This window comes from Mesorhizobium sp. WSM4819 (assembly GCF_055811215.1).
Genome location: NZ_JBVVQO010000024.1, coordinates 14376 through 30858, shown reverse-complemented (window position 1 = coordinate 30858; position 16483 = coordinate 14376). Strand labels below are relative to the sequence as shown.

The window sequence follows — 16483 nt, the reverse complement described above, 5'->3', positions numbered from 1 at the left end:
GACGTGGAATGGAGAGGGCATGAGTTCGGGTTGGGTAAGGATGGCAGCCGCGCGCGGCCATGCCATCCGCTATGGCTTCATCGTTCTGCTGTTCGGGTTGATCGCCTATTTCGCCATCGCCGCTGATGGCTTCGTCTCGCCGCAGAGCGCCGTCTTCATCTTTCAGTCCGTCGCCATCACCGGCGTGCTGGCGCTCGGCGTCACCGCCACCCTGGTCGTCGGCGGCTTCGACCTGTCGATCGGCTCCGTCGCCACCAGCGCCATGATGGCGGCCGCCTATGTTATGGTGGTGCTGGAGCAGAACGCTGTCGTCGCGGTTGTCGCCTGTCTCGCGATCGGCGTCATCGTCGGCCTCATCAATGGCTGGCTGATCGTCTATATGCGCGTGCCGGATCTCCTGGCGACGCTCGGCATGATGTTCCTGCTCGTCGGCTTGCAGCGCATCCCGACCGAGGGCCGCTCGATCGCCACCGGCATGACGATGCCCGACGGCTCGGTCGCCAACGGCACGTTCGGCCGCGCCTTCCTGGCGCTCGGCCGCCACCGCTTCGATTTCTTCATCCCCAACCTCATCCCGGTTTCGGTCGTCGTCCTGCTCGTGCTTGCGGTGCTGATCTGGTTCTTTCTCGAATACACCCGTTTCGGCCGCATGATGTATGCGGTCGGCAGCAACCAACGGGCTGCCGAACTCGCCGGCGCGCCTGTCAAGGCATACAAAATCTGGGCATACGTTATTTCAGGGGTTTTTGCCTCGATCGGCGGCATTTTGCTCGCTGCCCGGCTTGGACGCGGCGACATCGCCTCGGGTAATAATCTCCTGCTCGACGCAGTGGCTGCGGCACTCATCGGCTACGCGGTTCTTGGCGCCGCCAAGCCGAACGCCTTCGGCACGGCTGTCGGCGCGGTGTTTGTCGGCGTGCTGCTGCAGGGCCTGACGATGATGAACGCGCCCTATTACACGCAGGATTTCATCAAGGGCGTGGTTCTCGTGGTTGCCCTGGTCTTCACCTTCGCCCTTTCCGGCAGGGGCAACAGGTAGGATTTCGACGGATAGGATTTCGACCGGCTGAAATTTGAGTTCAACAAGTGGAGGAAACAACATGAAGATCACAAGAAGACTTTTGGGGAAGGCAGCACTCGGGCTTGCCGGCGCTGCGCTGCTGATGCAGGTCCCGGCGATGGCGCAGGACAGGCCGGCGCCTTTCGACAAGCCCGGCGCCGTCAAGATCGCGCTGGTCCGCTATCTCTCGACCGGTGACTTCTTCCAGGCCTATCTTTCCGGTGTCGAAGCGCAGGCCAAGGCGCTTGGCGTCGATCTGCGCGTCCTCGACAGCCGTCAGGATGCAGCCCTTCAGGCCGACATGGTCGACCAGGCCATCGCGCTCGGCGTTCAGGGCATCATCATCCAGCACGGCTTGACGGAATCGATGAAGGAAGCCGCCCAGCGCGCGGTCGACGCCGGCATCAAGGTCGTCGCCTTCGACGTCAATGTCGAAAACCCCAAGATACCGCAGATCGAGCAGTCCGACCGCGACCTCGCGCGCCTCGCGCTCGAACAGGCGGTCAAGGACAATGGCGAGAGCTGGAAGGCCGGCTACGTCTATGTCGCCGGCATCGCGCCGCTCGACCGCCGCAACGAGACCTGGGTCGACTTCAAGAAGAAATATGCGGGCATCAACGAGGCTGCGATGTTCGGCACGCTCGACAATCCGATCGCCAATTCCGTCGCCAACCAGGCCCGCTCGGTGCTGTCGGCCAACCCCGACATCAAGGTGATGTTCGCGCCCTACGACGAATTCGCCAAGGGCGTGAAGATCGCCGTCGACGAGGCCGGCCTGTCGCAGGACATCAAGATCTATTCGGCCGACATCTCGACCTCCGACATCGCCGCGATGCGCGAGCCCGACAGCGCCTGGGCGGCGACCGCTGCCACCAACCCGGCCGTCGTCGGCCAGGTTTCGGTACGCGCCCTGGCGCAGCTTTTGGCCGGCGAAGACCCCGGCCAAAACGTCATCGTGCCGCCGACGCTGATCACCCAAAAGGACCTGATCGACAAGGACATCAAGAACATGGAAGACCTCTCGGCCAAGCTGCCGCAGTTCGCCCATGCCGATGTCGCGATGCCGGCCTGGATGCCGAACCCCAACGCGAAATAGCGTTCCGCAGGCGTAAGGGACGAGCGGCTCGTGGGCGGGTGGAATCACTTGGCGTCGCAGAAATGGGGCTAGTTAGAGCGGGATGCCCAGTTCAATTTGAACGCATCCCGCTAGGTATCAATGCCTGCTGCGTCAGCCTCTCTGGTTTACAGCCAGTGTTCCGGATTGCGCATCCCGTGTACGATCGCCACGGGTCCTCCAACTGTGCAGCGGCTTTGCGAGCCGGCCGGCCTGCAGGCACCATCTCTGACGCTGGTGATTAGCCACAGGCCACCATGCCTTCGTCATCCCAGGGCGGAGCAGGAGCGAAGCGACGTCGCGGAGACCCTGGGATCCATGCCGTTACATCAGCCGAAGAATGCAACGGCCCAGAACGGCGCTTGCATCCGCAACGGTGGCAGTTACCCTTCCACCATGACCGGCTATGCCTATATGACCGCAAGCCAGAAGCGCGGCACGATCTATATCGGCGTCACCAATGATCTCGGCCGCCGCATGCCGGAGCACAAATCCGGCGAAGGCTCGCGCTTCACCAGCCGCTACGGCGTGCAGCGTCTGGTCTGGTATGAGGAACATTTCGACATTCGCGACGCCATCCAGCGCGAGAAGTCGCTGAAGCGCTGGCCGCGCCAATGGAAGATAGAGTTGATCGAGAAGGCCAATCCAGAATGGTTCGAGCTTTTTCGCGGAACCGGGTGGTAGCGTTCGGTTCTGGGCCGTTGCATTCTTCGGCTGGCGTAACGGCATGGATCCTAGGGTCTGCGCCGCGTCGCTTCGCTCCTTGCTCCGCCCTAGGATGACGAAGGGAGAGGTGTTTCGCCCCAATATCGAGGGTTTGCGATTGTCCCTAAACTAAAGCAAAGATTACGGTCGCTCCCAATCGACTTTCAACCAGTCAAAATCACTGTATCGCAGAACGTCTAACATCTCGCGCAGCTTGCCAAGATCTTTGCCACGCTTCTCGGCACGTTTCACGTCACGGCGGAATTGTCCGGATCGAACAGGCGCCAGCACATCAGATTTCCAAGTCCTTGAACAACTCGTCGGCCGAGGCGAAACGCTTGCCCTTGCCCTGCTCCAATTCGGACATGGCCTTTCGAGTGGTTGCGTTCGGCACCTTCACCGGAAAGGGGAACTCCTTGTCGGCGGCGACGCGGACCAGCAGCAGGCGAATGGCGTCGGAAACGGACAATCCCATTGCCGCCAAGGCTTCCGTCGCCTGTGCCTTTGTCGCCGCATCGATCCGAGCGCGGACCACAGTTTCCGTTGCCATATTACTGCTCCTTGATGAGAGCTACAATGTAGCTACGAAAGGCCAAATTCGCAAGCCATCCGGTCCAGTTCGTACCGTTCGAAAATGTGCGGCGTTTGAGCGACATGCATTACCGCAGCGCTGCCGCGATATTGCCGCCATCCACCGTCGTCACATTGGCGGTGGTGCGCTCTGCCAGCGCCTGATGCAGGAAGGCCTGGGCGACGTCTTCGGCCGTCACTTCCTGCCCGAGCAGATTGCCCGCCATATATTCCTTTTCCGAGACCCCGCGGGCGCTCGAACGGCTGGCGATCATCGCGTCGGTCAACAGCCCGGAACGGATGCGGTCGGCGTTGACGGCATTGGAGCGGATGCCGTGGGCGCCGTAGTCGACAGCATATTGCCTGGACAGGAAAAGCGTCGCCGCCTTTGGCATGCCATAGGCGCCGAACTTCGGACCCGGATTGATCGCCTGCTTGGAGGTGTTGAACAAAAGCACGCCGCCGGTGCCCTGCTCGAGCATAATGCGCACTGCGTTCTGCGCCGCCGACTGGTGGGCGAAGAAATTGAGCTCGAAGCTCTTGCGCAAAGTGGCGTCGTCGAGTTCGCCGATCCTGCCTTCCCAAGCCGCACCGGCATTCGAGACGAGGATGTCGAGGCCACCGTAGACGGCAACGGCCTTGTCGAAGGCAGCGCGCATCTGCGCCGGGTCGGTGATGTCGGCGCCGACGCCGATCGAACCGTTGCCGGCTTTTTTTGCCGCCTCCGTCGCCCTCGCCGCGTCGAGATCGACGACTACCGCATGAGCGCCATTGTCGGCGAACAGCTTTGCCGTGGCGGCACCGATCGCGCCGGCGCCGCCGGTGACCAGCACAATTTGGCCGGTCAGCGGCTTCGGCTTGTTGGCGGCGAGCTTGGCCTGTTCCAGCGACCAGTATTCGAGCGGAAAAAGGTCGGCCTTGGACAGTGGATGGAAATCGCCGATTGCTTCGGCGCCGCGCACCGCCTCGATCCACATTTCACCGACGTCGGAGGCAATCTTCGCGTCTTTAAGCGTGCGGCCATGGCCGAACATGCCGAGCCCCGGCACCAGCGTCAGGCGCGGCATCAGGTCGAGCATAGTCCGCCTCACGTCGTCGAGAGCGTCGTTGGTTTCGAAGTAGGCGCGATAGTCCCTGGCGAAGTTCTCGACATGCTGGCGAATGACGGATTTGTAGTCGCCGATCTTGTCCGCGTCGGGCGCCGGCAGCGCCATCGGTCCGGTCTTGATGCGAATCGACAGGTCGGGCGTCGACACGCCGCGCCCGGCATAGTCGGCAATGTCAGCCGAGTTGATGAAATCGACAATCGCGTCCGAGGTGCGGAAATCGCTGATCATGCGATCGAAGCGGCCTTCGCCCCGCGCTACCGCCACCGCGCCGCGCAGCATCGGCGCAATCTCCGCAGGCTGCGCCAGCCTGGCCGGCAAGGCGGTTTTTTCGCTACGCGGCTTGCCGTGGCTGGCGATGAAATCCTCGGCGAGGTTCACATAATGGATCATCCGGTCGTAAGCCTGCCTGGCATCGTCGCCGAACGTGAAAATGCCATGCTTGTCGAGGATCAGGCCTTCGACCGTCGGGTCGGCGTCGAAGACATCGGCAGCCGCCTTCGCCAGGTCGAATCCCGGCATGATGTAGGGCACGAACCCCATCTTGTTGCCAAAAACCTTCTTGCTCAGCGCCTCGCTGTCGTCCTGGTCGACAATGGCCAGGATGGCGGTCGAGTGCGTATGGTCGACGAATTTATGCGGCAGGAAGGCGTGCAGCAGCGTCTCGACCGAAGGGTTGGGCGAAGACGGATCGATCAGGTTCACCCGCTGCAGCGCCACCATGTCTTCATCGGAGAGTTTTTTGAGCGACCGCGCCTTGAGCAGCGCGCCGAGCTTGACCGCCGGCATGCCCTGCGGCTCGATGACGCCCATGTCCCAGCCGCTGCCCTTGACGCAGAGCACGTCCCATTCGTCGCCGACGAGATCGGTGGCCTTTGTCTTGTACGATGTGTTGCCGCCGCCATGCAGGACAAGCCGCGGTTCGCCGCCCAGAAGCCTGGTCGTGTAGACGCGCAGCGCCAGGTCGCGGGCCACGCCCTTCATTGCATAGTCGGCAACCAGCTTTTCCGCGTCGCCGTCATTCCACAGGTTCTTCATGTTCGCTTCGTCCGGTTGTTTTGTTGTAAAACAGGAATGCCGCGACGCCTTGATGACAATGCCTCCGCGGCGGCTTGTGTTCTCTAGGCGACCTTTTCTGCTGCCGGTCCGACATCGTCGAGCAGCCGTCGCGCCATCCGGGCGCCGACCACCAGATGCGTGCATAGCCCACCCGCAATCGCCGCCACCAGCGGTCCGAACTTGCTGTCCTCCTGCACCACCACGAGACGCTTTTCAATCTTGTGCAGCGATGACAGCTCCGCCGAAATGATCCGCCTGTTGTAGCTGCAGTCTAGCGCCTTGCCTTGCGCGTCGATGATCTGACCGGCGATGACGCCGGCAGCCCCGGCACGACGCAGCACCTCCATTTCGCTGGCAGTCAGCGCGCCGCATTTGACGACATGGCTGTCGGCGTCGACGGTGCCGACCGAGTAAAGCGCCAGATTGCACGCACTGATGCCGGACAACTGCTCGCGGATCACCGGCTCGGCGCGCAGGCCGCGCGCCAGTTCCTCTGTCGTCAGCACCAGCGGCGCATAGAAATTGAGTCCCTTGGCATTGAGCCGGCGGGCGATTTCCATGGTGCATTGGTCGGGGCGGTAGGAATAGGGGGCTCCCAGATTGCCGCAGAGCTGCACCACCGTGACGTCCTGCAGATCGGCATAGGACATGATGTCGGCGATCGTATAGATGGTCCTTCCCCAGGCGACGCCGATGCGATCGCCCTTCTTGATCAGCTCGAGAAAGACGCTGGCCGCCAGCACCGCGATGTCGGTCGACGGATCGGCGACATGGCCGTTTTCCGGCGCTATCCAGACGGCATCGAGCTTCAATGCGTCTTCGAGTTTGCGCGCCATGACGTCGTCGGTGAAAAGCTGGGTCGAGGTCGAGATGTTGACGATGCCGGTCTCGCGCGCTTTGCGCAGATACATGGCGACCGAGGCTCGGGAAATCTTGAGCTGGCTGGCGACCTGGTCCTGGCGCAAGCCGTGGGCATAGTAGAGCCAGGCGGCCTTATGGATAAGCTGTTCTGCCGGTCGGATCGCCATGCCATCTCCTCGCTGACATTATTCACGGCTGTCGACAAAAGTCAAATTGTGGAATCTTGGTGAACTGCGGGTATTGTCGATGCCAGTGATTGCGCCATTTTTGTTATCGGGATAAAAACTGAACAGGAGGCCTGACAATGAACGTATCATTGGGTGAGCGCTGGGAAACTTTCGTGTCCAACATTGTCAAGCGGGGCCGCTACGGTTCTGCCAGCGAAGTCGTGCGCGAAGGCTTGCGCCTGGTCGAAGAACGCGAGGAAAAGCTAAAGGCGCTACGCGCCATGCTGGATAAGTCGTTTGCTGACGACGGCGAAGCGACCGAGCAGGACATTGACGCGGCTGTGGAAGCCAAGGCTGAGCAACTCGCAAAGGAAGGCTTCTAGGAGTGCCACGGCTGCGTATGTTGCCGTCGGTACAGACAGATTTGGTCAATATCTTTGAATACGTCGCTCGCGAAAGCGGCAGCCTGGTGCTTGGCCGCCGTTTTGTGGATGCTCTGCGCCAGAAATGCCGTGATCTGGCGAGCTTGCAGGCGACGATCGGTCGTGCTCGCCCCGATCTCCGGCCGGACATCCGGAGTTTCGCTTTCCGGGGATACGTCATTTTCTTCCGCTATAATGGAGATTGCTTTGAGGTGGCGAACATCATCGAAGGGCATCGCGACATCAACGCGTTATGGTCAGAAGGCGAAGGCGGGCAGGGGCGCCAGGAGTAGCTGAGGCGGCCTCGCTCGCCAGCGTCCCGAAGCGTTCGATAAACATGGGGAGGACGGGATGGGCAATCCCTACGAACAGGATCTCGGCAGGAATCCAGCCAACCACCAGCCGCTGACGCCGCTCAGCTATCTGGAGCGGGCGGCAAGGACCTTTCCCGACCATGTCGCGATCATCCATGGCCGCCAGCGCACGACCTATCGTGATTTCTGGCGGCGATCGCTGAAGCTTGCCTCGGCGCTGCAAAAACGCGGCATCGGCAAGGGCGACACCGTCACCGTCATGCTGTCCAACACGCCGCCGATGCTGGAAGCGCATTTCGGCGTGCCGATGACCAAGGCGGTGCTGCATTCGCTCAACACCCGTCTCGATGCCGCCGTCATCGCCTTCCAGCTCGACCATGCCGAAACCAAGGTGCTGGTCGTCGATCGCGAGTTTGCAAATGTCGTCAGCGAGGCGCTGGCGCTGGCCAGGGTAAAACCGCTGGTCATCGACTATGACGATCCCGAATACGCCACTGATGCCCCTTATCCCAAGGGCGAGCGAATCGGCTCGCTCGACTACGAGACCTTCGTCGCGGGCGGCGACGAGGATTTCGCCTGGTCGATGCCGGACGAAGAATGGGATGCGATCTCGCTCAACTACACCTCCGGGACGACGGGCAATCCCAAGGGCGTCGTCTATCACCATCGCGGTGCGGCACTGATGGCCTACGCCAACACCATCCATGCCGGCATGGGCAAGCATGCGGTCTATCTGTGGACGCTGCCGATGTTCCACTGCAATGGCTGGTGCTTTCCGTGGACGCTGGCCGTGCAGGCCGGCACCCATGTCTGCCTGCGCTGGGTGCGGCCGAAGCCGATCTACGACGCCATCGCCGACCACGGCGTCACCCATCTGTGCGGCGCGCCGGTGGTGATGTCGGTGCTGATCAACGCCAGCGACGAGGAGAAGCGGCAATTTCCGCAGGCGGTCACCTTCAACACCGCCGCGGCACCGCCGCCGGAAGCGGTGTTGTCGGGCATGGCCGACGCGGCTTTTGCCGTCACCCACCTCTATGGCCTGACCGAGACTTATGGCCCGGCTGTCGTCAACGAATGGCATGGCGAGTGGGATGGGCTGGAGAAGGGACAGAAGGCGGCGAGGAAGGCCAGGCAAGGCGTGCGCTATGCCGCGCTCGAGGATCTGACGGTGATGGACCCCGAGACGATGGAGGCGACGCCGGCCGACGGCGAGACGATCGGCGAGGTCATGTTCCGCGGCAACATCGTCATGAAGGGCTATCTGAAGAACCGCAAGGCGAGCGACGAGGCCTTCGCCGGCGGCTGGTTCCACTCGGGCGACCTCGGCGTCATGCATTCCGACGGCTACATCCAGCTCAAGGACCGCTCCAAGGACATCATCATTTCCGGCGGCGAGAACATCTCCTCGATCGAAGTCGAGGAGGCGCTCTACAAGCACGGCGCCGTGGCCTCCTGCGGCGTCGTCGCCAGGCCCGACGACAAATGGGGCGAGGTGCCGGTCGCCTATGTCGAGCTGAAGCCGGGCAGGACGGCGACCGAGGCCGAGATCATCGATCACTGCCGCGCGCTGCTCGCCCGCTTCAAACTGCCGAAAGCGGTGATCTTCGCCGAAATCCCGAAGACCTCAACCGGCAAGATCCAGAAGTTCCGTTTGAGGGAGATGGTTAAGGGGTAGGTGGATCAGGCCGCCCCCTTCACTTCGTCATCCTAGGGCGGAGCAAGGAGCGAAGCGACGCGGCGCAGACCCTAGGATCCATGCCGTTACCCAAGCCGAAGAATGCAGCGGACCAGAACCGAGCGCCTACCACCCCCGTTCAGCGAAAAAGCTCGAACCCATTCTGGATTGGTCTTCTCGGTCAGCTCGATCTTCTAAGGCCAGCGCTTCAGCGACTTCTCGCGCTGGATGGCGTCGCAAATGTCGAAATGTTCGCCACACTTTTGGCTCGCGGTCATGGTGGCATAGCCGGTCATGGTGGAAGGTAGCTGGCACCGTCGCGGATACGAGCACCGTTCTGGGCCGCTGCATTCTTCGGCTGATGTCACGGAATGGATCCTAGGGTCTGCGCCGCGTCGCTTCGCTCCTTGCTTCGCCCTAGGATGACGAAGGCGTGGTGGCTTATGCCAATCGGCAGCGTTGGAGATTAGAGGTTGCAGGCCGGCCGGCAGCGACCGTCCACAGGGCTCGGAACCAAATCCTCGGTGCAGCGAAACTAGATCGAAAACGCCCCGCTCGCCACCACGATGCCGCGTCCAGACACGCTCACCGAGCCGGCATCGACATCGACCTCGATGATGCTGGTACGTCCGAGCGCCGTGCCTTGCTCGACCTTGATGACGCCGGGCTGCGCAACACCGTGTGCAACCAGATGTGCGGCGAGCGGACCAGCCGCCGTACCGGTCGCCGGATCCTCTGCAATGCCGACGGTCGGGTTGAAAAAACGTGCATACGCTGTGGTTCCCCGCTGTAGCGGATCAAGTGAGAAGACGTAGCAGCCTTCCCCGCCGACCTCATTGAGCAAGTCGAAAAGCTGTTTGGCGTCAGGCGAAATCCGGTCGACGGCTTGGCGATCGCGGATTGGCACCAGGAGATGGGCAGCACCGGTCGAGACCACCTGGCAAGGCACGACGTCCGTTATTTCTTCAATATTAAGGCCAAGTGCCGCGGCAAGGGCGCCAGGATTTGAGATCTGCCGGCCGGCCACTGGGGCTTCCTGCTGCATAACGACCTTTTCGAGTTTCCCCTGGCTTTGCCAGATGGCCAATGGATGTACCAAGTCGCCGATCTGTTGGTGAAACCATGTCGGGCCATCGCCCAGCTCGAGCCGCCCGGCGGCAGCGAGCCACCACCAGGCCCCTAGCGTGTTGTGGCCGCCTGCGCCGAAAACCTCCACGCCTTTCGGCGTGAAAGAGCGCAATTTCCAATCGGCGTCCGCCCGGGTCGCTGGTAGGACAAAAGTGGTCTCGGACTGGTTGAACTCACGGGCAATGTTCTGCATCAGCTCGAGCGCCAACTCGTCACCGCCATCGACCACCGCGAGGGAATTGCCGGTCAGCGGCTCTACCGCGAAGACATCGACGAAATGAAATGGAATTGTTCTGCTCATGGTTTTTCCTCCGAGAACCGCAATTGGGCCCGTTCAGTTTGCAGAACAATCTCTACCGAAGATGCGAGAGCACGTTGAGCAGCTTGCCGGTCGGGTCGGCAATGAAGAAGCGTCTTACGCCCCACGGTTCGTCGGTCAAATAATAGACCACTCTGCAACCGATCTCGTTTGCGCGAAGATAAACCGCATCGACATTGTCGACCTCGATCGACAGATCAGGCACCGGGGTGCCTGAGCCGCCCTCGCTGGCGATGCTGATCTGGGGGACGGTGGTTTCGCTGGACGCCAGCGTGACGAGCCAGCCGTGATCCATGACGGCATCGAGCCCGAACAAATCGGTATAGAAGTTCCGAACATCCGGAATGCTGTCAGTTGCGATATTCGAGACAATGCGCAGCACGGTCATTCCATGTCTCCTTCACAGCTTGGCGTATCTCCACAGCTTCGATGATAACGCATTGCTGCGCTGCGGGGACCCGCAGCAGGCTTCGTTAACGCTGTTCACGCCTAGGTTGTATCAAAGGATGTCACCGGTCGCCCAGACAGGTAACATCACCTGTTGACAGGCGGGCGATTTCGAATTACGAGTGACGAAATTCAAAATTCGTCACTCGTAAGAGCTAATGATCCATGATGCATGACACCCTCGACACGACGGCTGACCTGGTCCGGCAGGAGAATGTCGCGCGCATCCTCGATTGCGCTGAGCGACTGTTCCGCCACTACGGCTACGGCAAGACCAATGTCGCCGACATAGCCCGTGAACTCGGCATGTCGACGGCCAATATCTACCGTTTCTTCGCCTCCAAGGTCGAAATCCACCAGGCCGTTTGCGGCCGTATGCTCGCTACCTGCTACCAACTGACCTACGACGCCTGCCATAGTCCCGGAACGGCCAGCGACAGGCTGCGCCGCTACGTGCAAACGCATTATCAGTGGACCCGCGACACCATGCTCGACCAGGAGAAGGTGCACGAAATGGTCGTCGTCGCCATCGAGCGCGATTGGCATGTCATCGAGAAGCATATCGACAGGATCCGCGGCTTGGTCGAGGAGGTGATCCGCGAGGGAATCGCGGCCGGCGAGTTTGCCGACCAGGACCCGGAAGTCGCTTCGCGGTGTTTCGGCGCCGCTATCATCACCCTGTGTCACCCGCAGATGGTCGCCCAGTGCCTTGCCAAGAACAACCGGGCGATGCCGGACGACCTTATCGAGTTTGCCATCAGGGCTTTGAAGAAATGACCGGCGGCGTCCGCCGGGCGTCGACAATCCATCTCCAGTTCGGGAGTACGCAAGTGTCTTTGTCCAAATCCATCATGAACAGGCTGCCGGCCATTGGTCCGGCTCTGGTCGTCGTCGCGGCGCTTGGGCTCGCCGGTTGCTCGCAAGAAAAAGTGGAAGTCAAGGACATCGTCCGGCCGGTCAAGGTCGTCGAGATCGCCAAGGCGAACGATACCCGTGAGCTCTCCTACTCCGGATCGGTGCGTGCCCGCACCGAGATGAATCTCGGCTTCCGCATCAACGGCAAGATCACCGAGCGCCTGGTCGACATCGGCCAGCGCGTCAAGCCGGGCGACGTTCTGGCCCGCATCGATCCCGCCGACTACGACCTTTCGGTCAACAGCGCCGAGGCCAGCCTCGAGGCCGCCGAGCGGCAGGTCGAGACAACGGGCCTTGCCCGCCGTCGTGCCGAACAGCTGTTTGCCAAGAAGTTCTCCTCGAAATCGCAGCTCGAACAGGCGACGCTCAGCTATGATCAGGCGGTCGCCACCCGCAATTCCGCCCGTTCAGCGCTTGACCAGGCGAAGAACCAGGTTCTCTACACCGACCTCAAGGCGGACAGGAATGGCATCGTCACGTCAGTCACCGCCGATGTCGGTCAGGTGGTCGGCTCCGGCACGCCGGTTGTGACCGTTGCCGTCGATGGCGAAAAGGAAGTGCTGATCGCCGTGCCGGAAACGGATATCGCCCAGTTCAAGCCGGGCAAGGACGTCAAGGCAAGCTTCTGGTCCGACGAAGCGCTGACGCTCGACGGCAAGGTCCGTGAAGTCGCCGGCAGCGCCGATCAGCAGTCGCGTACCTTTGCCGTTCGCGTCAGCCTGCCCAGCGATCCGCGCGTGCTTCTCGGCATGACCGCGAATATCGAGGCTTCGGCCGCCAACAACAGCCTGCAAAGCGTATCGATCCCGTTGAGCGCGCTGGCGCAAAAGGACGGCCAGCAGATCGTCTGGACCGTGGACCGCAACGGCGAGACCGTCCATGCGCGTCCGATCAAGGTCGCCGAGTTCACCTCCGACGGCGTGCATGTTGCCGAAGGATTGAAACCCGGCGATGTCGTCGTTGCGGCGGGCACGCAATTCATGACCGAAAATCTGAAAGTCAAGCTGGCCGGCGATGCGGTGCAACAGTCCGCATCGGCGGACGATGATGGCGACGCCGTCAAGCGCGTGCGCTGACGGCCAGACAGAAAACGGCTTTTCCTCGCATCGGCGCAAGCCGCGAGGTCAAGCGGTTCACGGTTTCCGGGCGGCAGGCGCCCGATTGTCGAGACGTCAGGTCGATGTGCCCCCCCGACATCGATCCTGGCGCCCCACCGCGATGAGTGTCTCTCCGCTCGGAAAGCCTCGCCGCCCGGAAGCCAGAGCATGATCCCGAAAAGTGGAAGCCGGTTTTCGGAAAAGATCATGCTCGAACAGGAAAGATGGAGCCCCATCCCGATCCTATCGGGATGGAACAGGCTCCAGCATTAGAAGCTCCGTGGGCATGCCATGTGCGTGCGCTGACGATCAGACAGATGGACTGGCGCTATGACCACCGACACCACCGACACCAATGGAAAACGGCCTTTCAATCTTTCGCGCTGGGCGATCGGGCACCCGAGCATTGCGCGGTTCCTGTTCGGCCTGATCATCGTTGCCGGTACGCTCGGCCTGATGCGCATGGGCCAGAAGGAAGATCCGGATTTCACCTTCCGCGTCATGGTCGTCCAGGCGGTCTGGCCCGGTGCCTCGATCCAGGAGATGGAGGACCAGGTCGTCAACAAGATAGAGCGCAAGCTGCAGGAAACGCCGCATCTCGATTTCGTCCGTTCCTACACGCGCGCCGGCAGCGCCATCATCACCTTGCAGGTGGAAGGCGACACCAATCCGACCCAGGTCGCGGAAGCCTTTTACCAGGTACGCAAGAAGGTCGGCGATATCGCCAATGAGCTGCCCCAGGGGCTGCTTGGGCCTTACTTCAACGACGAATTCGGCGACACTTTCATCACCTTGCATTCGATCAGCGGCGATGGCTACAGCTATCCCGAGCTGAAGAAATTGGCCATCCAGGCGCGTGACATGCTGCTGACCACGCCCGGCGTCGAGAAGGCCGTGATCATCGGCGAGCAGCCGGAAAAACTCTATATCGACGTTTCGTCCAAGGTGCTTGCCGAGCGCGGCCTGACACTCACCGATCTGCAGAACGCGATCAAGGGCCAGAACAATGTCGATCCGGCAGGCTCGGTCGACACCGGCCAGCGCTCTGTGCGCATCTCGGTCGAAGGCAGCGTGACGGAGGCAGCCGACATCCGCGAACTTCGCCTGCGCGCCGGCGATCAGGTGACGCGCCTCGGCGACATCGCAACCGTGACCACAGGTCTCGAGGATCCCTATCAGCGCAAATACCGCTTCAACGGCCAGGACAGCGTCCAGGTCGGCGTCGTCATGGCCAAGGGCTTCAACGTCACTGATGTCGGCAAGGAGGTCGAGGCGACCTATCACCGCTTCGAAGAGGCCTTGCCCTACGGCGTTTCGGTCGATCAGATCGCCGACCAGCCGGAAGTCGTGCGGGACGCGGTGAGCGAGTTCATGACGGCGCTCGGCGAGGCGCTGCTGATCGTGCTTGTCGTTTCGTTCGTGACGATCGGCTGGCGTTCGGGCCTGGTGATCGCAATCACCATTCCGCTCGTCCTGGCCGCCACCTTCGCCATCATGTACGAGATCGGCATCGATCTGCAGCGCATTTCGCTTGGCGCGCTGATCATCGCGCTCGGCCTGCTTGTCGACGATGCGATGATCGTCGTCGAAATGATGGAACGCAAGCTCGAGGAAGGAATGGTCAAGATCGAGGCGGCGAGCTTCGCTTACACCTCGACGGCCTTCCCGATGCTGACCGGCACACTGATCACCACCGCCGGCTTCATCCCGGTCGGCTTCGCGGCTTCGACGGCCGGCGAATATGTGCGCACGCTGTTCTACGTTGTCGGCATCGCACTGGTCGTCTCCTGGTTCGTGGCGGTCTATTTCACGCCGTGGCTTGGTCATATGATCCTCAAGCAGCGAAAACACGCCGGCAGCCATCACGATGTCTTCGACACGCGCTTTTATCGCCGGCTTCGCGCCACCGTCAGCTGGTCCGTCCGCCACCGCATCATCGTGCTGGTCATGACGCTGGTGACCTTCGTCACCAGCCTGTGGGCGTTCCAGTTCATCCCTCAGAATTTCTTCCCGCAGTCGTCGCGTCCGGAAATCCTTGTCGACCTCTGGCTGCCGGAAGGCACCAGCATCAAGGAAGTCGAGACGCAGGCCAAGGCGCTCGAAACCAGGATGATGGACGACAAGGACAAGCGCTTCATCGCCACCTATATCGGCGAGGGCGCGCCGCGCTTCTTCCTGCCGCTCGACCAGCAGCTTCGCAATCCGAACTTTGCCCAGCTTCTGGTGATGGCCAATGACGAACCGGCCCGCGAGCGGCTGATCGTCAAGCTGCGCACCATTCTGGCCGAGGATTTTCCGTCGGTCCGCGCCAAGGTCGACCGCCTGTTCCTTGGGCCGCCCACCGGCTGGCCGGTGCAGATGCGCGTCATGGGCCCGGATCGCCAGGAGGTGCGCCGCATCGCCGACGAGGTGAAGGCGAAGTTCCAGGCAAATCCGCTGCTCGGCGCCGTCCACGACGACTGGCTGGAGCCGGTGCCGGAGATGAAGCTGGTGATCGACCAGGATCGCGCCCGTGCGCTCGGCGTCACCTCGCAGCGCATCCGCCAGATGCTGCAGGCGGCCATGTCGGGAGCGCCGCTCGATGATTTCCGCGACGGCGAGGAGACGGTTTCGATCGTCGCCCGCGAGCCGGAGGCAAGCCGCCACCTGCTGTCGGCGGTCGACTCGATCTCTGTCCCGACGGATTTCGGTGGCTTCGTGCCGCTGTCGCAGGTCGCCAAGGTCGTCCCGGTGCTGGAGCAAGGCGTCGAATGGCGGCGCGACCGCCTGCCGACCATCAGCGTGCGCGCCACGCTGCCGGACGGCGTGCAGTCGAACGATCTCGTCATGAAGATGTACAGCGAGATGCAGGGCCTGCGCGACGGTCTGGCGCCCGGCTACAACATCGAGATCCAGGGCGGCGCCGAGGATTCGGCCGAAAGCCAGGCCTCGATTGCAGCGAAAGCTCCAATCATGCTGGCCGTCATCGTCGTGCTGCTGATGATCCAGCTGCAGCACTTCGGCAAGGCGATGCTGGTGCTGGCGACCGGTCCGCTCGGCATCATCGGTGCTGCGGCGGCACTTTTGATCAGTGGCGCGCCGTTCGGCTTCGTCGCCATTCTCGGCGTCATCGCGCTGCTTGGCATCATCATGCGCAACTCGATCATCCTGGTCGACCAGATCGACCAGGACATCGCAGCCGGCATGGAACGCTCGGAGGCCATCATCGGCTCGGCAGTCCGCCGTTTTCGGCCGATCATGCTGACGGCGCTGACGGCGGTCCTGGCGCTGATCCCGATCTCGCGCGGCGTCTTCTGGGGGCCGCTCGCCTATGCCATGATGGGCGGCATCCTCGTTGCCACGGTGCTGACCATCCTCGTCCTTCCGGCAGGCTATGCCTTGTTCTTCGGCCGGGAGCGCAAGAAGCTCGAGGACGCGGCGCCGGCCGCCGAGCCGAAACGGGCGGAAAACGATGACCAGCCGCAACTGCCCCTGGCGGCCGAATAGGGCTGTTGGCAGATGTGACGTCCAGGGGTTAAATCCGC

General features: G+C 62.0%; 14 protein-coding genes. 9 read left to right on the top strand and 5 right to left on the bottom strand.

Annotated features, from left to right (window positions below; translation table 11 throughout):
* Positions 1-19 precede the first annotated feature (19 nt).
* The 3 genes from AC0L18_RS21010 to AC0L18_RS21000 all read left to right on the top strand — a co-directional run bounded on the left by AC0L18_RS21010 (position 20) and on the right by AC0L18_RS21000 (position 2858).
* Positions 20-1039 (top strand): ABC transporter permease, encoded by a 1020-nt coding sequence (locus AC0L18_RS21010; protein WP_473494018.1) that lies wholly within the window; start codon positions 20-22, stop codon positions 1037-1039.
* A 61-nt stretch (positions 1040-1100) separates the two neighbouring features.
* Positions 1101-2156, top strand: a complete 1056-nt coding sequence (locus AC0L18_RS21005) for a substrate-binding domain-containing protein (protein ID WP_473494017.1) — start codon at positions 1101-1103, stop codon at positions 2154-2156.
* 414 nt (positions 2157-2570) lie between these two features.
* Positions 2571-2858, top strand: coding sequence for a GIY-YIG nuclease family protein (locus tag AC0L18_RS21000; protein WP_095517581.1), 288 nt, complete (start codon positions 2571-2573; stop codon positions 2856-2858).
* Positions 2859-3171: 313 nt separating this feature from the next.
* Here the strand turns inward: AC0L18_RS21000 and AC0L18_RS20995 are convergent, their stop codons facing one another.
* The 3 genes from AC0L18_RS20995 to AC0L18_RS20985 form a co-directional block, all read right to left on the bottom strand.
* Complete coding sequence (locus AC0L18_RS20995) at positions 3172-3429, bottom strand: type II toxin-antitoxin system RelB/DinJ family antitoxin (RefSeq protein ID WP_128171946.1); 258 nt, start codon at positions 3427-3429, stop codon at positions 3172-3174.
* A gap of 109 nt (positions 3430-3538) precedes the next feature.
* Positions 3539-5593, bottom strand: coding sequence for a bifunctional aldolase/short-chain dehydrogenase (locus AC0L18_RS20990; protein WP_473494016.1), 2055 nt, complete (start codon positions 5591-5593; stop codon positions 3539-3541).
* 83 nt (positions 5594-5676) lie between these two features.
* Positions 5677-6642 (bottom strand): sugar-binding transcriptional regulator, encoded by a 966-nt coding sequence (locus AC0L18_RS20985; protein ID WP_473494015.1) that lies wholly within the window; start codon positions 6640-6642, stop codon positions 5677-5679.
* 137 nt (positions 6643-6779) lie between these two features.
* Between AC0L18_RS20985 and AC0L18_RS20980 the strand changes: the two genes are divergently transcribed.
* The 3 genes from AC0L18_RS20980 to AC0L18_RS20970 are packed head-to-tail and all read left to right on the top strand — an operon-like array spanning position 6780 to position 9053.
* A complete protein-coding gene (locus tag AC0L18_RS20980; RefSeq protein WP_077381476.1) occupies positions 6780-7025 on the top strand; it encodes a type II toxin-antitoxin system ParD family antitoxin in 246 nt (81 codons plus the stop codon).
* 2 nt (positions 7026-7027) lie between these two features.
* Positions 7028-7357, top strand: a complete 330-nt coding sequence (locus tag AC0L18_RS20975; RefSeq protein ID WP_473494014.1) for a type II toxin-antitoxin system RelE/ParE family toxin — start codon at positions 7028-7030, stop codon at positions 7355-7357.
* A gap of 58 nt (positions 7358-7415) precedes the next feature.
* Positions 7416-9053 (top strand): acyl-CoA synthetase, encoded by a 1638-nt coding sequence (locus AC0L18_RS20970; RefSeq protein ID WP_473494013.1) that lies wholly within the window; start codon positions 7416-7418, stop codon positions 9051-9053.
* Positions 9054-9588: 535 nt separating this feature from the next.
* Here AC0L18_RS20970 and AC0L18_RS20965 read toward each other — a convergent pair.
* Both AC0L18_RS20965 and AC0L18_RS20960 read right to left on the bottom strand, forming a co-directional pair.
* Positions 9589-10482: a PhzF family phenazine biosynthesis protein gene (locus AC0L18_RS20965; protein WP_473494012.1), complete on the bottom strand. Its 894-nt coding sequence runs from the start codon at positions 10480-10482 to the stop codon at positions 9589-9591.
* Between the two features lie 52 nt (positions 10483-10534).
* Positions 10535-10888, bottom strand: coding sequence for a VOC family protein (locus tag AC0L18_RS20960; protein WP_473494011.1), 354 nt, complete (start codon positions 10886-10888; stop codon positions 10535-10537).
* A gap of 227 nt (positions 10889-11115) precedes the next feature.
* Here AC0L18_RS20960 and AC0L18_RS20955 point away from each other — a divergent pair, with 227 nt between their 5' ends.
* The 3 genes from AC0L18_RS20955 to AC0L18_RS20945 all read left to right on the top strand — a co-directional run bounded on the left by AC0L18_RS20955 (position 11116) and on the right by AC0L18_RS20945 (position 16445).
* Positions 11116-11724: a TetR/AcrR family transcriptional regulator gene (locus tag AC0L18_RS20955; protein ID WP_473494078.1), complete on the top strand. Its 609-nt coding sequence runs from the start codon at positions 11116-11118 to the stop codon at positions 11722-11724.
* A gap of 74 nt (positions 11725-11798) precedes the next feature.
* Entirely contained in the window at positions 11799-12938 is a 1140-nt protein-coding gene (locus AC0L18_RS20950; RefSeq protein ID WP_473494077.1) for an efflux RND transporter periplasmic adaptor subunit, read from the top strand.
* Positions 12939-13289: 351 nt separating this feature from the next.
* The gene (locus AC0L18_RS20945; protein ID WP_473494010.1) at positions 13290-16445 is read left to right on the top strand and encodes an efflux RND transporter permease subunit; all 3156 of its coding nucleotides are present in this window, start codon (positions 13290-13292) and stop codon (positions 16443-16445) included.
* The last annotated feature ends 38 nt before the right edge of the window (positions 16446-16483 follow it).